General features: G+C 66.6%; 16 protein-coding genes. 10 read left to right on the plus strand and 6 right to left on the minus strand.

All coding sequences use genetic code 11. The features are described from left to right. Positions 1-15 precede the first annotated feature (15 nt). Positions 16-2,370 carry an arylsulfatase gene (locus OUA97_RS02255; RefSeq protein WP_267230145.1) on the plus strand — a complete coding sequence of 785 codons (2,355 nt, stop codon included), beginning with the start codon at positions 16-18 and terminating at the stop codon, positions 2,368-2,370. A gap of 23 nt (positions 2,371-2,393) precedes the next feature. Here OUA97_RS02255 and OUA97_RS02260 read toward each other — a convergent pair whose 3' ends face one another. Both OUA97_RS02260 and OUA97_RS02265 read right to left on the minus strand, forming a co-directional pair. Next, entirely contained in the window at positions 2,394-3,158 is a 765-nt protein-coding gene (locus tag OUA97_RS02260) for an arginyltransferase (RefSeq protein WP_267230146.1), read from the minus strand. 88 nt (positions 3,159-3,246) lie between these two features. Then, complete coding sequence (locus OUA97_RS02265; RefSeq protein WP_267230147.1) at positions 3,247-4,152, minus strand: flagellar motor protein MotB; 906 nt, start codon at positions 4,150-4,152, stop codon at positions 3,247-3,249. A gap of 85 nt (positions 4,153-4,237) precedes the next feature. On the opposite strand from OUA97_RS02265, the gene OUA97_RS02270 reads away from it, so the two are divergent. Next, positions 4,238-5,092, plus strand: coding sequence for an NAD(P)-dependent oxidoreductase (locus OUA97_RS02270; protein WP_267230148.1), 855 nt, complete (start codon positions 4,238-4,240; stop codon positions 5,090-5,092). A gap of 76 nt (positions 5,093-5,168) precedes the next feature. On the opposite strand, the gene OUA97_RS02275 is transcribed toward OUA97_RS02270, so the two are convergent. The 3 genes from OUA97_RS02275 to OUA97_RS02285 are packed head-to-tail and all read right to left on the minus strand — an operon-like array spanning position 5,169 to position 7,032. Further along, entirely contained in the window at positions 5,169-5,552 is a 384-nt protein-coding gene (locus OUA97_RS02275) for an NUDIX hydrolase (RefSeq protein WP_267230150.1), read from the minus strand. Then, the gene (hemB, locus tag OUA97_RS02280) at positions 5,549-6,556 is read right to left on the minus strand and encodes a porphobilinogen synthase (protein ID WP_267230152.1); all 1,008 of its coding nucleotides are present in this window, start codon (positions 6,554-6,556) and stop codon (positions 5,549-5,551) included. The genes OUA97_RS02275 and hemB overlap by 4 nt, the downstream gene beginning before the upstream one ends. After that, the gene (locus OUA97_RS02285) at positions 6,553-7,032 is read right to left on the minus strand and encodes a hypothetical protein (RefSeq protein ID WP_267230153.1); all 480 of its coding nucleotides are present in this window, start codon (positions 7,030-7,032) and stop codon (positions 6,553-6,555) included. Before OUA97_RS02285 ends, hemB begins: the two co-directional genes overlap by 4 nt. Positions 7,033-7,137: 105 nt before the next feature. Here OUA97_RS02285 and OUA97_RS02290 point away from each other — a divergent pair, with 105 nt between their 5' ends. The 4 genes from OUA97_RS02290 to hemA all read left to right on the plus strand — a co-directional run bounded on the left by OUA97_RS02290 (position 7,138) and on the right by hemA (position 11,650). Further along, a complete protein-coding gene (locus OUA97_RS02290) occupies positions 7,138-8,277 on the plus strand; it encodes an isobutyryl-CoA dehydrogenase (protein WP_267230154.1) in 1,140 nt (379 codons plus the stop codon). Further along, entirely contained in the window at positions 8,274-9,320 is a 1,047-nt protein-coding gene (locus tag OUA97_RS02295) for an enoyl-CoA hydratase/isomerase family protein (RefSeq protein ID WP_267230155.1), read from the plus strand. Before OUA97_RS02290 ends, OUA97_RS02295 begins: the two co-directional genes overlap by 4 nt. A 51-nt stretch (positions 9,321-9,371) precedes the next feature. Then, positions 9,372-10,268: a 3-hydroxyisobutyrate dehydrogenase gene (mmsB, locus tag OUA97_RS02300; RefSeq protein ID WP_267230156.1), complete on the plus strand. Its 897-nt coding sequence runs from the start codon at positions 9,372-9,374 to the stop codon at positions 10,266-10,268. Between the two features lie 152 nt (positions 10,269-10,420). Continuing rightward, positions 10,421-11,650, plus strand: a complete 1,230-nt coding sequence (gene hemA, locus OUA97_RS02305; RefSeq protein WP_267230157.1) for a 5-aminolevulinate synthase — start codon at positions 10,421-10,423, stop codon at positions 11,648-11,650. 107 nt (positions 11,651-11,757) lie between these two features. Here hemA and OUA97_RS02310 read toward each other — a convergent pair whose 3' ends face one another. Further along, complete coding sequence (locus OUA97_RS02310; RefSeq protein WP_323690511.1) at positions 11,758-12,189, minus strand: MucR family transcriptional regulator; 432 nt, start codon at positions 12,187-12,189, stop codon at positions 11,758-11,760. Positions 12,190-12,377: 188 nt separating this feature from the next. Between OUA97_RS02310 and glyA the strand changes: the two genes are divergently transcribed. Genes glyA through OUA97_RS02330 form a run of 4 tightly spaced genes read left to right on the plus strand, consistent with a single transcriptional unit; the run spans position 12,378 to position 15,414 of the window. Next, the gene (gene glyA / locus OUA97_RS02315) at positions 12,378-13,667 is read left to right on the plus strand and encodes a serine hydroxymethyltransferase (RefSeq protein WP_267230158.1); all 1,290 of its coding nucleotides are present in this window, start codon (positions 12,378-12,380) and stop codon (positions 13,665-13,667) included. A 42-nt stretch (positions 13,668-13,709) separates the two neighbouring features. Beyond that, positions 13,710-14,183, plus strand: a complete 474-nt coding sequence (gene nrdR, locus OUA97_RS02320) for a transcriptional regulator NrdR (RefSeq protein WP_267230159.1) — start codon at positions 13,710-13,712, stop codon at positions 14,181-14,183. Next, the gene (locus OUA97_RS02325; RefSeq protein ID WP_267230160.1) at positions 14,173-14,823 is read left to right on the plus strand and encodes a RibD family protein; all 651 of its coding nucleotides are present in this window, start codon (positions 14,173-14,175) and stop codon (positions 14,821-14,823) included. The genes nrdR and OUA97_RS02325 overlap by 11 nt, the downstream gene beginning before the upstream one ends. Continuing rightward, on the plus strand, positions 14,824-15,414 hold the full coding sequence (locus OUA97_RS02330; RefSeq protein ID WP_267230162.1) for a riboflavin synthase: 591 nt from the start codon (positions 14,824-14,826) through the stop codon (positions 15,412-15,414). Positions 15,415-15,422: the final 8 nt, after the last annotated feature.

Here is a 15,422-nt window from a genome sequence, read left to right on the forward strand (position 1 = left end):
CTGGAGATTTGCGCCATGCCCGCCGACGAGCGACTGAACCGCACGATCCTACCCATTCCAGAGCCCAAGTACGTCGGTCTGACGACCTACGACGCCAAGGATCCCGATACCCGCTACCCGCCGATCAAGGCGCTGCGGCCGCCCAAGCAGGCGCCCAACGTGGTGATCTTCCTGGTCGATGACGCTGGCTTCGGCTCCTCGTCCGTGTTCGGCGGGCCATGCCACACCCCGAACTTCGAGAAGCTGGCAGGCGGCGGGCTCAAGTACATCCGTTTCCACACCACCGCCCTGTGTTCGCCCACGCGCCAGGCGCTGCTGACCGGCCGCAACCACCACTCGGTCGGCATGGGAGCGATCACCGAGATGGGCACGTCGGCGCCGGGCAACAGCGGCGTGCGCCCGAAGGACAAGGCGCCGTTGGCGGAAATTCTGAAGCTCAACGGCTTCTCGACCGCGCAGTTCGGCAAGTGCCACGAGGTGCCGTACTGGGAGGTCTCGCCGATGGGGCCGTTCACTCAATGGCCGACCGGTTCGGGTTTCGAGCACTTCTACGGCTTCGTCGGCGGCGAGGCGAACCAGTACTATCCAGGTCTGTACGAGGGGACGACGGCGGTGGAGCCGCCGCGCACTCCAGAGGAGGGCTACACCCTCAACGAGGACCTCGCCGACCGCGCCATCACCTGGATCCGCCAGCAGAAGGTGCTGATGCCGGACAAGCCGTTCTTCGTCTACTACGCGCCCGGCGCCACTCACGCGCCGCACCACGTCCCGAAGGAATGGTCGGACAAGTACAAGGGTAAGTTCGACGGGGGCTGGGACAAGCTGCGCGAGGAGACCTTCGCCCGCCAGAAGAAGCTCGGCGTGATCGGCAAGGACGCCGAACTCACCAAGCGCCACGAAGAGATCCCGGCGTGGGACGAGATGCCGGCTGAACTTAAGCCGGTGCTGACCCGCCAGATGGAGATCTATGCGGGCTTCATGGAGCAGACCGACCACGAGATTGGCAGAGTCATCGACGCGATCAACGATCTGGGGGTCATGGACGACACGCTGATCTACCTGATCATCGGCGACAACGGCGCCTCGGCTGAAGGCACGATCAACGGCTGCTTCAACGAGATGTGCACCCTGAACGGCATGCCGGGGATCGAGACGCCCGAATTCCTGCTCAGCAAGATCGACGACTTCGGTACGCCCAAGGCCTACAATCACTACGCCGTCGGCTGGGCGCACGCGCTGTGCGCGCCCTATCAGTGGACGAAGCAGATCGCCTCGCACTGGGGCGGCACCCGCAATGGAACGATTGTCCACTGGCCGCGGGTGATCAAGGCCAAGGGCGAGACCCGTGACCAGTTCCACCACGTCATCGACGTCGCCAAGACTGTGCTGGAAGTCTGCGGCCTGCCGGAACCGACGATCGTCAACTCCATCGCCCAGGCGCCGCTCGAAGGCGCCAGCATGGTCTCGACCTTCACCAACCCGAAGGCGGACGAGAACCATACGGTTCAGTACTTCGAGATGATGGGCAATCGCGGCATCTATCACAAGGGCTGGACGGCTTGCACACGTCACCGGACCCCGTGGAAGGCCGATGCCCCGCCGCCGTTTGATGACGATGTCTGGGAGCTCTACGGGCCCGACGACTGGACCCAGTCCAACAACATCGCGGCCAAGGAGCCGAAGAAGCTGGCCGACCTGCAGCGTCTGTGGCTGATCGAGGCGACCAAGTACAACGTCGTGCCGCTGGATGACCGGGGGTTCGAGCGGATCAATCCCGATATCGCCGGCCGCCCGCAGATCATCACCGGCGACAGTCAACTGCTGTTCCCCGGCATGCGGGTTTCCGAGGCCTGCATCCTCACCCTGAAGAACAAGTCCTATGCGGTGACGGCGCAGATAACTGTCCCCGCCGCCGGCGCCGAGGGCGTGATCATCACCCAAGGCGGTGACGCGGGGGGATGGTCGCTCTACTTCAAGGGCGGCAAGCTGAAGTACTGTTTCAACTTCTTCGGCATCGAGCACTACATCGTCGGCGCCGACACCGCGATCGCGGCGGGCGAGCACCAGGTGCGGATGGAATTCAAGTACGACGGGGGCGGCCTGGCGAAGGGCGGCGATGTCGCCTTGTTTTACGACGGCAAGCAGGTGGGCAAGGGACGCGTCGAGAAGACTGAGCCGATGGGCTACTCCTCGGACGAGGCCTGCGACGTCGGCGGCGACACGGGCTCGCCGGCTTCGCCCGAATACGGCGCCACCGGCAACAAGTTCACCGGCAAGATCGAGTGGGTGCAGATCGACCTCAAGGGCGACGACCACGACCATCTCGTGACCGCGGAGGACCGGCTGAAGGTGGCCATGGCGCGGCAATAGCCGCGGTCCCGCTGGCGGGGGCCTCAGGCCTCCGTCGGCCGGATACGGTCGCGGGCCGACATCAGCGACCAGCCTTCGGGGCGTAGCAGTTCGATCGGCGAGAAGCGGACCTTGTAGTCCATCTTCTCGGAGCCCCGGACCCAATAGCCGAGATAGACGTAGGGGATCTGTGTCAGCTTGGCCTGGACGACGTGGTCCAGGATCATGAACGAGCCGAGGCTCCGCCGCGCGAGCGCAGGGTCGTAGAACGAATACACCAGGCTGAGGCCGTCGTTCATCAGGTCGACTAGCGCGCAGGCGATCAGGTCGCCGGGACCGCCGTCCTTCGAACGCAGCCGGTACTCGATTATGTGAGTCCGGACAGCGGTATCCTCGACCATGGCGACGTAGTCGGGCCAGGTCATCTCGGCCATGCCGCCGTCGGCGTGCCTTGTTGTCAGGTAGCGGCGGAGCAGGTCGAACTGCTCCATCGTCGCCTCGGCCTCGACCAGGTGGCGCTCGATGTCTTCGTTGCGGGCCAGGACCTTGCGTTCGGAGCGCGAGAATTCGTAGTCGCGGGCCGGGATTCGGGCCGACACGCAGGCCGAGCAGCTTTCACAGGCCGGGCGGTAGGCTATGTTCTGGGAGCGACGGAAGCCGACCTGGGTCAGGCTGTCATTGACGCTGGCGCCGTCGGACAGCGGCAGATGCGCGAAGACCTTCCGTTCGTGGCGGTCCGGCAGGTAAGGGCACGGACTGGGCGCCGTCAGAAAGAACCTGAGCTGTCGCGTCGGAAAGTGCTGCGTCACGGACCGCTCTCGAAACAGTGCGCCTGGACCGATTAGGCGTCATGGGAAGCTCGGGCGCAAGGTCCCATGCGTCAGTGAAGAGAACTCCTCATTGCAGGCCGTGATCCGGCGGCAGGACAGGGGCCTCGCGCAGCAGCACGATGGCGATCCGACGGTTTCCGGCCAGGGTCGGATCGTCCGGGTACAGCGGTTCCGAATTGGCCTTGCCCGAAACCTGATAGACGCGATCGGGGTCGACGCCCGAGGCCTGCAGCACCCGACGCGAGGCGTCGGCGCGGCCGGCCGACAGCTGCCAGTCGCCGTCGGCCTTCGCGCCGTTGGGCGACATGCTGGTGTGGCCCGAAACGCTGATCCGGTTGGGCAACTGATTGATGACGCGGGCGACGGCGCGCAGCAGCAGCTTGGCGCGGTCGTTAGGTTCGGCGCGGCCGTTGGCGAACATCGAGCGGCCTTCCTGGTCGACCAGCTGGATGCGCAGCCCCTCGGGCGTGACGTCGATCAGGATGTTCTTCGACAGCTCGGCCAGTTCGGGCATGTCCTGCAGCGCCTGACGCAGCGATTGCGCGGCCGAGGCGAAGGCCGCCTGCTCGCGTTGCAGCACCGCTTCGCGCAGGGCTTCGGTCGAGGCCTCGCGGGCCATCTCCTTGGCGGCGTCGGTCTGGGTGCCGTCGTTCGGATTGCGCGACTCAGGCGCCATTTCCTCGACCATCGACTGCGACCCAGCGGCCATCGCCCCGTCGTCGCCCAGGGCGGTGCCGCCGAGGATGCCGCCTGAGCCCGAGGTGCTTTCCGACACGCTGGCCGGGGCGAAATAGTCGGCGATGCCGCGCTTCTGCTCTGGGCTCGTGGTGTTGATCAGCCACATCAGAAGGAAGAAGGCCATCATCGCCGTCACGAAGTCGGCATAGGCCACCTTCCAGGCGCCGCCGTGGTGAGCGTGCCCGTGGCCTTTCTTGACCTTCTTGATCAGGATAGGCGCTTCGCCCATCGCCATGGTGTTCTACCTCGGAAGCCCTGATTTCCCGGCAAACTGCGCGGGAGGCCGTTAAGATGGCGTTGAGCTTAAGAAGGAAGTTGGAATGAAAGTCGCGTTCGTGGGCCTGGGTGTCATGGGCTTTCCGATGGCCGGACATCTGGCGAAGGCGGGCCACGACGTGACGGTGTTCAACCGCAGCCCGCAGAAGGCGCAGGCCTGGGCGGAGCAGCATCCGGGCGCGGCCGTCGCGACCGTCGCCGAGGCCGCCGCGGGCGCGGAGATCGTCTTCCTGTGCGTCGGCAATGACGACGACGTGCGCGGCGTCGTCGCCCAGGCCCTGCCGACCATGGCCGCGGGCGCGATCATCGTCGATCACACCACGACCTCGGCCAAGGTGGCGCGCGAGATGGCGGAACTGGCCGGGCAGGGCGGCCGCTGGTTCATCGACGCGCCGGTCTCCGGCGGGCAGGCGGGAGCCGAGAACGGCCAACTGACGGTCATGTGCGGCGGCGATCCGGCCGCCTTCGCCCGCGCCGAGCCGGTGATCGCCGCCTTCGCCAAGGCCACCCGCCTGATGGGCGGCCCCGGCGCCGGGCAACTGACCAAGATGGTCAACCAGATCTGCATCGCCGGCGTCGTCCAGGGCCTGGCCGAAGGCATGCACTTCGCCAAGCGCGCGGGCCTCGACCCGCTGGAGGTCGCCGCGGCGATCTCCAAGGGCGCGGCGCAGTCCTGGCAGATGGACAACCGCTGGACGACCATGGCCGAGAACCGCTTCGACTTCGGCTTCGCCGTCGACTGGATGCGCAAGGACCTGGGCCTGGTGCTCGACGAGGCCCAGGCCAACGGCGCCAAGCTCGACGTGACCGCCCTGGTCGACGGCTACTACGCCGAGGTGCAGGAACTCGGCGGCAATCGTTGGGACACGTCGAGCCTGGTGGCGCGATTGGAGAAGTAGTCCCCCCTAGTTCCTCCCCCTGCTGAGGGAGGTGGCGCGCAGCACGACTGAAGGGGCTGCAGAGTCCGAAGCCGCTTTACCCCAGCCGCGGCAGGACCTGCCGCTCCAGCAGCGGTGCGAGCCGCACGCTGGGCGGCGATTTCGGTTCGATCCAGAGCAGTTCCTCGATCTCGGCCTTGGGCAGGACGCCGCCGGCGACCTGCGCCAGGTAGATCGCGCCATAGACCCGGGTGTCCGGTTCGTTGGCGGCCGGCGCGTCGTAGGTGCCCAGGTGCTCGGCGCTGACCAGGTCGCAACCGAGCTCCTCGCCGAGTTCGCGCGAGAGCGTGTCGATGTCGGCCTCGCCAGGATTGCGCTTGCCGCCGGGCAACATGAATGCGGTCGTGCCGCGCTTGCGCACGGTCAGCACCCGGCCCCCATGATCGCGGATCACGCCGGCGACGATCTCGACGGCTTTCACGCCCCCAGCATTCGCGCGGCGCGCGGTGCGAAGTAGGTGATGATCCCAGCCGCCCCGGCGCGCTTGAAGGCGCCCAGGCTTTCCAGGATGGCGCGTTCCTCGTCGATCCAGCCGTTCTGGGCTGCGGCCATGATCATGGCGTACTCGCCCGACACCTGGAACGCGAAGGTCGGCATGTTGAACTCGCGAACCACGCGGCTCACGATGTCCAGATAAGGCATGCCCGGCTTGACCATGACCATGTCGGCGCCCTCGGCGATGTCGAGAGCGACCTCGCGCAGAGCCTCTTCGGTGTTGGCCGAGTCCATCTGGTAGGTCTTCTTGTCGGCCGGGCCGGCGGTGCCGAGCTTCCCCGAGCCGATGGCGTCGCGGTAGGGGCCGTAGAACGCTGAGGCGAACTTGGCCGCATAGGACATGATCATCACGTCCTGCAGGCCCTCGGCCTCCAGCGCCGCGCGCAGCTTGCCGCAGCGGCCGTCCATCATGTCGGAGGGGGCGAGGATGTCGCAGCCGGCCTTGGCCTGGACCAGGGCCTGTTCGACCAGGCGTTCGATGGTCGCGTCGTTGGCGATCTTGTCGTTCTCGATGATCCCGTCGTGGCCGTGGTCGGTGAACGGGTCCAGGGCGACGTCGCACATGATGCCGACCTCGGGCGCGGCGTCCTTCATGGCCTTCACGGCGCGGCAGACCACCCCGTTCGGGTCGGCGGCCAGCGAACCGGCGGCGTCCTTCTTGGCGCCGTCGATATGCGGGAAGATGGCGATGGCCGGAATGCCGAGCTTGCGGGCTTCGACAGCGGCCTGGGCGCACTGGTCGACCGACAGGCGTGAGACGCCCGGCATCGAGGCGACGGGAACCTCGCCTTCGCCTTCATGCACGACCATCGACCAGATCAGGTCGGCGGGGGTGAGGACGCTTTCGCGGACCAGGCGTCGGACCCAGTCGGCCTGGCGCAAGCGACGGAGACGCAGGGCGGGGTAGGCGGCGAGGGGGGGCATGCTCATGAGCGCGCGCTGTGGCCCATCCCCTGCGCCGACGCAAGCCTGATGAAGCCCAGGGCCGGTGCGAACACCAGCCAGAGGCCGCCGATCGCCGAAAACAGGCCCGTTCCGGCGAATAGGACGATCAGCGTTCGATCGACCGTCACGTCGGACAGCTTGACCTGGACCTGATCTGGCATGCGCCAGCCCTCCAGGCGCGTGACCTGGAAAATCTCGCCGGCGATGCTGACCACCGCCCCGAGGAAGCAGAGACCGGCCACGAGGGCGATGACGAACGCCACCCAGAAGATCCGAATCTGGAAGCTGTAGTGCGAGCCGATGGTCGGCGGCGCCTCGTCGCGCTGCGAATAGGCGATGATCGCGGCGATCAGCGCCGGCACTCCGGCGAAGAAGATCGCTGAAAACAGCAGGGCGTAGTTGATGAAGGCGAGATTGCGCGCGGACTCGCCGCTGCGTCCGTCGACCCCTTGGACCGCCATGCAATAGACCCCGAGAAAGACACGCCCCCGCGCGTCGCGTCGTTGACAGGTTGCGCCAGCAGAGCGACTTGCTCAAGTCAGCCTCTCAAACCTGGGTCCGAGCGAATGGATTTCACCCTCTCCGACGATCAACGCGCAATTCAGGAGGCCGCGTCGGCGTTCGCCGAGGCGGAACTTGCCCCCAATTCGGCGCGCTGGGACGAGGACAAGCATTTCCCGACGGACGTGCTGCGCAAGGCCGCTGAGCTCGGCTTCGCCGGGATCTACATCGGAGAGGACGTCGGCGGTTCGGCCCTGACCCGGCTCGACGCCTCGATCGTCTTCGAGGCGCTCAGCTATGGCGACGTCTCGGTCGCGGCCTATTTGACGATCCACAACATGGCCTCGTGGATGATCGACCGCTTCGGTTCGCAGGAGCTGCGGCGGAAGTATCTGCCGCGGCTGACGACCATGGAACTGATCGCCAGCTACTGCTTGACCGAGCCCGGCTCGGGTTCGGATGCGGCCGCCTTGCGCACGACGGCGACGCTGGATGGCGACCACTACGTCCTCAACGGCTCCAAGGCGTTCATTTCCGGCGGCGGGGTCTCCGATCTCTACGTGGTCATGGCCCGCACCGGCGAGCCGGGGGCCAAGGGGGTCTCGGCCATCGTGGTCGAGAACGGGACGCCTGGCCTCTCGTTCGGGGCCCAGGAAAAGAAGATGGGTTGGAACGCCCAACCCACGGCCCAGGTGAACTTCGACAATGTCCGCGTCCGGGTCGAGAATCGGATCGGCGGGGAGGGCGAGGGCTTCCGGTTCGCGATGATGGGCCTCGATGGCGGGCGGCTGAACATCGCCTCCTGCTCGCTGGGCGGCGCGGCCTTCGCGCTCGATACGGCCCAGGCCTACATGACCGAGCGCAAGCAGTTCGGGAAACAGCTGGCCGATTTCCAGGCGCTGCAGTTCAAGATCGCCGACATGGCGACCGAGCTGGAGGCGGCGCGGCTGATGGTGCGCCGAGCGGCGAATGCGCTCGACAACCGCGATCCGCAGGCCACCAAGTACTGCGCCATGGCCAAGCGCTTCGCCACCGACGCCGGCTTTGACGTCGCCAACCAGGCGCTGCAGCTTCACGGCGGCTACGGCTATCTGAAGGACTATCCGCTCGAGCGAGTCGTGCGGGACCTGCGGGTCCACCAGATCCTCGAAGGCACCAACGAAATCATGCGGGTGATCATCGCCCGGGAGATGTTCCGGCAATGACCGATGAAGTCCTGATCCGTGTCGAAGGTAGTGTCGGGCGGATCACGCTGAACCGGCCCAAGGCGCTGCACGCCCTGACCACCGCCATGTGCGCGGCGATGACCGACGCGCTGCTGGCTTGGCGTGACGATCCTGCGGTGAAGCTGGTGCTGCTCGATCATGCCGGCGAGCGCGGCTTCTGCGCCGGCGGCGACATCCGGATGCTGGCCGAAAGCGGCGCCTCTGACGGCAAGGATGCGCGCGCGTTCTTCTTCATCGAGTACCGCCTGAACCACCTGCTGTTCGAGTACGCCAAGCCGGTGGTCGTCATCATGGACGGTGTCACCATGGGCGGCGGCGTGGGCCTCGCCATGCCGGCCGGCTATCGCGTGGCGACCGAGCGGACCACCTTCGCCATGCCTGAGACGGGCATTGGCCTCTTTCCCGACGTCGGGGGCGGGTGGTTCCTGCCGCGGATGCCCAGCCACATCGGAACCTGGCTGGCCCTGACCGGCGGGCGAATCAAGGCGGCTGACTGCGAGTTGATCGGCGTGGCCACCGACTTCGTCGAGAGCGGCAAGGTCGAGGCGCTCAAGGCCGCAATCGTGGCCGATCCGGCCGCCGTCGACCGCTTGTTGACCGAATACGAGGGCGACGCCGGCCGTCCGCCACTGGCCGCGCACCAGGACGAGATCGACCGGATCTTCGGGGCCGATACGCTCGAGGAGATCCTGGCCGGCCTGAAGGCGGCCGGGACCAAATGGGCGTCGGAGCAGCTCAAGGTGCTGGCGACCAAGTCGCCGCAGACCATGAAGGTTGCGCTGCGCCAGCTGCGTCTCGGCGGGAAGATGGAGTCCTTCGCCGAAAACATGACGATGGAATACCGTATCGGCGCCCGCGTCGTGCAGCGTCACGACTTCATCGAGGGCGTGCGGGCGGTCATCGTCGACAAGGACAATGCGCCGCGCTGGAACCCTGCGACGCCCGAGGGCGTCAGCGAGGCGATGCTCGACGAGATTTTCGCGCCGCTTCCTTCCGACCAGGAGTGGTCGCCGCTAGCTTGACGTCGACACAAGGATCGCCCGGCCCAGGGCGACCGACATTAGGGACCTGACATGCGTATCGCCTTCATCGGATTGGGAAACATGGGCGGCGGCATGGCCGCCAACCAGGCGAAGGCGGGGCGCCAGGTGGCCGCCTTCGACCTTGCCCCCTCGGCCCTGGAGCGCGCCAAGGCGGCCGGCTGCGCGGCGGCCGGATCGGTCGCCGAAGCCGTTCGCGACGCCGACGCGGTGGTGACGATGCTCCCGGCCGGTCCGCACGTCCGCAAGGTCTACGCCGAGGAGATCCTGCCCAACGCGCCGAAGACCGCGTTGCTGATCGATTGCTCGACCATCGATGTGGACAGCGCCAGGGCTGTCGCCGAACAGGCGCGCGGCGAGGGATTCCGCTTTGCCGACGCGCCGGTCTCGGGCGGCACGGCTGCGGCGGACGCAGGGACTCTCGCCTTTATGGTGGGCTGCGATGAGGCCGACTTCACCGACGTCGAGGCGGTCATCCAGCCCATGGCCCGCGCGGTGATCCGGGCCGGCGATCATGGGGCCGGGCAGGCGGCTAAGATCTGTAACAACATGGTCCTGGGGATCTCGATGCTGGGCGTCTGCGAGGCGATCGCCCTGGCCGAGAAGCTTGGCCTGGACCCGGAGCGCTTCTTCGAGATCGCGTCGAAGTCGTCGGGCCAGTGCTGGTCGATCACCAGCTACTATCCCTGGCCAGGGCCGGTGGAGACCGCGCCGTCCAACCGCGGCTACCAGGGCGGCTTCGCGACGGCCATGATGCTCAAGGATCTCAAGCTAGCTCAACAGGCGGCGGCCACGGCCGGCGCGGCCGCGCCGATGGGGGCGCAGGCCGAGGGACTTTATGCCCTATTTGAGCGGCTCGGCTTCGGGACTACGGACTTTTCCGGAGTTCTGCAGATGCTGCGCGGTCGGCTAGACGAGCTGCACGGCTGAGCGCCCAAGCTTACGGTGCGTCATCGAAATCTGAATGATTACGCATGACGAATTGTAGACAATCGATGCCCGCGGCGCGATAAGCCGGGCAATTGCAAGGGGACCGCCCTGCGGCGCGAGATCGTCGAACGCCTCGGGCGGAGTTCAAGTCGATGGATTATAAGAACGCCTTCCGCACCGCCCTCGAACAGATCCGTTCGGAAGGCCGTTATCGGGTGTTCGCCGACCTGAAGCGCCACCGCGGGCAGTTCCCGCAGGCGACCTGGACCCGCCCGGACGGGGCGCAATCGGACGTCGTGGTCTGGTGTTCCAACGACTATCTCGGCCAGGGCCAGAACCCGATCGTGACCGACGCCATGCACAAGGCGATCGACGAGGCGGGCGCCGGTTCGGGCGGCACCCGCAACATCTCGGGCACCACCCACTACCACGTTGAGCTCGAGCAAGAGCTGGCGGACCTGCATGGCAAGGAAGCCGCGCTGTTGTTCACCTCCGGCTACGTGTCGAACGAGGCTTCGCTCTCGACGCTGTATAAAATCCTTCCGGGCCTGATCATCTTCTCGGACGAGCTGAATCACAACTCGATGATCTCGGGCATCCGCGCCGGCGGCCGCGCCCAGCGTCGGGTCTTCCGGCACAACGATCTTGAGCACCTCGAGCAACTTCTGGCCGAGGCCCCGGTCGACGCGCCGAAGGTGATCGCGTTCGAAAGCGTCTACTCGATGGACGGCGACATCGCCGACATGGCCGGCACGGTCGCGCTGGCCAAGAAGTACGGCGCGATGACCTATCTGGACGAGGTCCACGCGGTCGGCATGTACGGTCCGCGCGGCGCCGGCGTCGCCGAGCGCGACGGCGTGATGGCCGAGATCGATATCATCGAAGGCACGCTGGGCAAGGCGTTCGGCGTGATGGGCGGTTACATCGCCGCTGACGCGATGATCGTCGATGCGATCCGCTCCTACGCCGACGGCTTCATCTTCACCACCTCGATCCCGCCGGCCCTGGCCGCCGGCGCGGTGGCCTCGATCCGCTACCTCAAGGAGCACAATGAGGTCCGCGAGGCCCACCATGAGCGGGCCGAAGCCCTGAAGGCGCGCCTGCGCAAGGCGGGTCTGCCGGTCATGCCGTCGGTCAGCCACATCGTCCCGGTGCTGGTCGGCGATCCGGTCCACTGCAAGATGATCTCGGACATCCTGCTGTCCGACTTCGGGATCTATGTGCAGCCGATCAACTATCCGACCGTGCCGCGCGGCACCGAGCGACTGCGGTTCACGCCGTCGCCGGCGCATACCGACGGCATGATGGACGCCCTGGCCGAGGCGCTCGAGAAGCTGTGGGTTCACTGCAACGTCGCCCGCGTGGGCGGCCAGGCCGCTTAGTCGTTGTCGCCAGCGTCAGGCAGGACATACCTGCCTGAGTTCTGTGTTTTAGGAGACCCCTCGGGTTCACTGATCAAAAACAAGTAAGGGCGGCCACGCCGCCCCCGCTACTTCCCCCGACGAACGCCCCGGCCAAGGCCGATCTGCTTGGCGAAATCGGATCTGCGCGCCGCATAGGCCGGCGCCACCATCGGATAGTCGGGCGGCAGCCCCCAGCGTCGGCGATAGTCTTCCGGACTCATGTCGTACCGCGAGCGCAGGTAGCGCTTCAGCATCTTCAGCTTTTTGCCGTCTTCCAGGCAGATGATGTAGTCGTGCTGGATCGAGCGGCCCACCGGCACGGCAGGCCGGGGTTTTTCCTCGGGAGCGGGGGCCGGGCCCTTGCTAAGCCCTTCGAGCGCGCCATAGACGGACCTGATGATCTCGGGGACCGCTTCAGCGGCGACAGCGTTGCGGCTGACATATGCGGCCACGATATCGGCCCCAAGCCGCATCAACTCCTCGCCCGAACGAACCTCGGGCTCGGCTTCCATACTCATTCAGGACCCCCTGAGAACGCAATGACACGCGAAGCGGGCGCATCGGCGCGCGCCCCTCCGTGGGGGTTGCAACGCCGCACACAGAAGATCGTTCCATGCCGTTGGATCGCAGGTCCGATGGCGCTAAAGAGCGCAGCACGAGGCGCTCAGCCCACTTCCGCCTCCCAGGTTTCCCGAAAGGCCCGCCCATGACCGTCCACGCCCAGACCCCCGCAGACGCCTTCTTCTCGGCCGGCGTCGCCGACACCGACAATGACATCGCCGCCGTTCTGTCGGGCGAGCTGAAGCGCCAGCAGGACCAGATCGAGCTGATCGCCTCCGAGAACATCGTGTCCAAGGCGGTGATGGACGTCCAAGGCTCGGTGCTGACCAACAAGTACGCCGAGGGCTATCCGGGCAAGCGCTACTACGGCGGCTGCGAAATCGTCGACGTGGCTGAGCAGATCGCCATCGACCGGGCCAAGCAGATCTTCGGCTGCGAGTTCGCGAATGTGCAGCCGCACTCGGGCAGCCAGGCGAACCAGGCGGTGTTCATGGCGACCATGAGCCCGGGCGACACCTTCATGGGTATGGACCTTTCCGCCGGCGGCCACCTGACGCACGGCAAGAACGTGAACCAGTCGGGTAAGTGGTTCCGTCCGGTGGCCTACGGCGTGCGCCAGCAGGATCACCTGATCGACTACGACATGGCCGCCGAGGTCGCCCTGGCCGAGAAGCCGAAGGTGATCATCGCCGGGGGCTCGGCCTACAGCCGCCACATCGACTTCGCGCGCTTCAAGGAGATCGCCGACAGCGTCGAGGCGCTGCTGATGGTCGACATCGCCCACTATGCGGGTCTGGTGGCGGGCGGCGTCTATCCGAACCCGTTCCCGCACGCCGATATCGTCACCACCACCACCCACAAGACCCTGCGCGGTCCGCGCGGCGGCATGATTCTGACCAACTCCAAGAAGCTCGCCAAGAAGATCGACTCGGCGGTGTTCCCTGGGCTGCAGGGCGGTCCGCTGATGCACGTGATCGCCGCCAAGGCCGTCGCGTTCGGCGAGGCGCTGAAGCCGGAGTTCAAGCAATACGCCCGCCAGGTGGTCGACAACGCCCGCGCGCTCTCCGACAGCTTGCAGACGGCCGGCTTCAAGATCGTCTCCAATGGCACCGACAGCCACCTGATGCTGGTCGACCTGACGCCGAAGGGCGTGTCGGGCTCGGACGCCGAGGTGGCGCTGGAACGCGCCCACATCACCACAAACAAGAACGGCATCCCGTTCGACCCGCTGCCTCCGATGCAGACCTCGGGCCTGCGCGTCGGCACGCCGGCGGGCACCACCCGGGGCTTCGGCCCGGGCGAGTTCCGTCAGATCGGGACCTGGATCGGCGAGGTCCTCGATGGCCTGGCCAAGGGCGGCGACAACAGCGCTGTGGAAGCCAAGGTCCGCGACGAGGTGCTGGCGCTGACGAAACGCTTCCCCATCTACAGCTAGTCCCTGTATTTAGGGGTTTGGTTGGCCGGAAGGGGCTAGATCATGCGGTGCCCGTTCTGCGGCCACGCCGAAAGTCAGGTTAAGGACAGCCGCCCGTCGGAAGACGGCGCGGCTATCCGGCGCCGTCGTATGTGCCCGGAGTGCGAAGGTCGGTTCACGACCTTCGAGCGCGTGCAGCTGCGTGAGCTGACGATCGTCAAGCGCGCGGGCCGCCGCGCGCCCTTCGATCGCGACAAGCTCGCCCGCTCGATCGCCCTGGCCACTCGCAAGCGGCCGATCGAGCCCGAGCGCATCGAGAAGATGATCTCGACCATCGTTCGCCAGCTCGAGAGCATGGGCGAAACCGAGCTGCCGTCGTCGGCGGTCGGCGAGCTGATCATGAAGCATCTCAAGAGCCTCGATGACGTGGCCTATGTCCGCTACGCATCCGTCTATCGCGACTTCCGTGAGGCGGGAGAGTTCGCCACCTTCCTGGGCGAAGAAGGTCTGAACGACGGCGACGAGGATGGCCGCTAGCGTCACCCTTAAGCTGGCGACCTCGCTCGATGGCCGCATCGCGACCGCAGCGGGCGAAAGCCGCTGGATCACCGGGCCGCAGGCGCGCGAGGCGGTTCACCAGCTGCGCGCGGAACATGACGCCGTGCTCATCGGCGTCGAAACCGCGTTGGCGGACGATCCCGAGCTGACGGTGCGGCTGGAGGGCTGGAGCGGTCCGCAGCCGGCGCGCGTGGTGCTGGACAGCCGCCAGCGCCTGGCCGACGGCTGCAAGCTCGTGGCGACCGCCCGAGACATTCCGACCTATCTTGTCACCACCGCCACGCCCGAGTCGCGCCTTGTCGAGGCCGGCGTCAGGGTCTTGCAGGTCCATGCGGTCGGCGATGAGCGCCCGCAGTTGCGTGACGTCGTGGAAACTCTGGCAAGAGAAGGCCTGGGCCGGCTGTTCGTCGAGGGCGGCGGTCAGGTTGCTGGGAGTTTCCTGCGGTGCGGGCTGGTGGATCGCATGGAGTGGTTCCGTGCGCCGCTGGTCATCGGCGGGGAGGGGCGTCCAGGCGTCGGCGCCTTGGCGCTGAGCGCTTTGGCCGACGCGCCCCGGCTGCGCCGTGTTGAAGTCCGTGAGGTCGGCGACGACCTCTGGGAGCGTTACGAGAGGATCTGAATGTTCACCGGCATTGTCACCGATGTGGGCCGCCTTCGCGCCGTCCGTGAAACCAACCGCGATCTGCGCTTCGAGGTCGAGACCAGCTTCGACCTGGCGACGATCGACATGGGCGCCTCGATCAGCCACGCCGGCTGTTGCCTGACGATCGTCGAGAAGGGCGACAACTGGTTTGCGGTGGAGATTTCCGGCGAGACGCTCAGCCTGACGACGCTGGGCGCCTGGAAGGAAGGCGACGCAGTGAACCTTGAGCGCGCCGCGCGCGTCGGCGACGAACTCGGCGGCCACATCGTGTCGGGCCACGTGGACGGCGTCGGCGAGGTGATCTCGGTCGAATCCGAAGGCGGCTCCCACCGGGTGAAAATCCGCGTCCCACGGCCGCTGCACCGCTTCATCGCGCCGAAGGGGTCGATCACGGTGGACGGCGTGTCGCTGACTGTGAACGAGGTCGAGGACGACGTGTTCGGGGTGAATCTGATCCCGCACACCTGGGATGTGACCACCCTTGGGCGTCTGAAGCCCGGCATGAAGGTCAATCTGGAGATCGACATGCTCGCTCGCTATCTCGCCCGCTGGCGAGAAACGGCCTAAAGGGTCCC

Origin of the sequence: Phenylobacterium sp. 58.2.17 (assembly GCF_026411515.1) — a bacterium.
GTDB lineage: Bacteria > Pseudomonadota > Alphaproteobacteria > Caulobacterales > Caulobacteraceae > Phenylobacterium.

Coding starts and splice junctions, on each gene's coding strand:
- OUA97_RS02265 (WP_267230147.1), bottom strand. CDS start 4,152: ATGGCGATGGGCGAAGCGCCTATCCTGATCAAGAAGGTCAAGAAAGGC.
- OUA97_RS02290 (WP_267230154.1), top strand. CDS start 7,138: ATGGATTTCACCCTCTCCGACGATCAACGCGCAATTCAGGAGGCCGCG.
- hemB (WP_267230152.1), bottom strand. CDS start 6,556: ATGAGCATGCCCCCCCTCGCCGCCTACCCCGCCCTGCGTCTCCGTCGC.
- OUA97_RS02285 (WP_267230153.1), bottom strand. CDS start 7,032: ATGGCGGTCCAAGGGGTCGACGGACGCAGCGGCGAGTCCGCGCGCAAT.
- glyA (WP_267230158.1), top strand. CDS start 12,378: ATGACCGTCCACGCCCAGACCCCCGCAGACGCCTTCTTCTCGGCCGGC.
- OUA97_RS02325 (WP_267230160.1), top strand. CDS start 14,173: ATGGCCGCTAGCGTCACCCTTAAGCTGGCGACCTCGCTCGATGGCCGC.
- nrdR (WP_267230159.1), top strand. CDS start 13,710: ATGCGGTGCCCGTTCTGCGGCCACGCCGAAAGTCAGGTTAAGGACAGC.
- OUA97_RS02310 (WP_323690511.1), bottom strand. CDS start 12,189: ATGAGTATGGAAGCCGAGCCCGAGGTTCGTTCGGGCGAGGAGTTGATG.
- hemA (WP_267230157.1), top strand. CDS start 10,421: ATGGATTATAAGAACGCCTTCCGCACCGCCCTCGAACAGATCCGTTCG.
- OUA97_RS02255 (WP_267230145.1), top strand. CDS start 16: ATGCCCGCCGACGAGCGACTGAACCGCACGATCCTACCCATTCCAGAG.
- OUA97_RS02270 (WP_267230148.1), top strand. CDS start 4,238: ATGAAAGTCGCGTTCGTGGGCCTGGGTGTCATGGGCTTTCCGATGGCC.
- mmsB (WP_267230156.1), top strand. CDS start 9,372: ATGCGTATCGCCTTCATCGGATTGGGAAACATGGGCGGCGGCATGGCC.
- OUA97_RS02295 (WP_267230155.1), top strand. CDS start 8,274: ATGACCGATGAAGTCCTGATCCGTGTCGAAGGTAGTGTCGGGCGGATC.
- OUA97_RS02330 (WP_267230162.1), top strand. CDS start 14,824: ATGTTCACCGGCATTGTCACCGATGTGGGCCGCCTTCGCGCCGTCCGT.